General features: G+C 67.2%; 2 pseudogenes. One reads left to right on the top strand and one right to left on the bottom strand.

The annotated features are described in order from the left end of the window. Window positions 1–385, top strand: a pseudogene (locus A9X04_RS00740) (hypothetical protein); the annotation flags it as partial. A 16-nt stretch (window positions 386–401) separates the two neighbouring features. Here A9X04_RS00740 and A9X04_RS00735 read toward each other — a convergent pair. Then, window positions 402–717: pseudogene (locus tag A9X04_RS00735) on the bottom strand (hypothetical protein); the annotation flags it as partial.

Here is a 717-nt window from a genome sequence, read left to right as displayed (position 1 = left end):
GTCCGACGGCGCCGAGAACGTGCCGCTGGACCCCAACGCCCCGCAGGGCGCGTTCACCGCGGCGCGCGCGGCCAAGGCCGAGGAGGTGCAGATCTCGACGATCTCCTTCGGCACGCCGTATGGCACCGTCGACTATGAGGGCACCACCATTCCGGTCCCGGTCGACGACCAGACTCTGCAAGAGATCACCAAGATCACCGACGGTCAGACGTTCCACGCTGACAGCCTGGACTCGCTGGAGCAGGTCTATTCGACGCTGGAGCGCCAGATCGGCTACGAGACGGTGAAAGGCGACGCGAGCCTCGCGTGGATGCTGCTCGGGGCGGTGGTGCTGGCCGGCGCCATCCTGGCCGGCCTCACCCTCAACAGCAGGCTGCCCGCTTGACCGGTCAGGTCGGCGATCAGGTAGGCAGTCGCCGGTTGATCAACAGCGCCAGCGCCGTGGCGATCAGGGCGGCGACGACGCCCAGGCGCAGCCAGCCGGCGCTGCCGGGGCCGGGCACCGTGCGAAACCCGATGTCGTTCTCGATGGCGTTATAGCTCTTGTTGAGCTCGGCGATGTTGGTGGCGCTGTAGAACTGGCCGCCGGACAACTGGGCGATCTTTTTCATCTGGTCGGTCGAGACGGGAACGGCGACCCGCTGCCCGTTCATCTCGATCTCGCCGCCCTTGGTGCCGAACGAGATCGTCGAGATGGGCACGCCCTGGTCCTTGGCC

This window comes from Mycobacterium sp. E3247 (assembly GCF_001667785.1).
Lineage (GTDB): Bacteria > Actinomycetota > Actinomycetes > Mycobacteriales > Mycobacteriaceae > Mycobacterium.
Note: the sequence above shows the minus strand (reverse complement) of the source record. Positions and strands in the feature narration are given on the sequence as shown.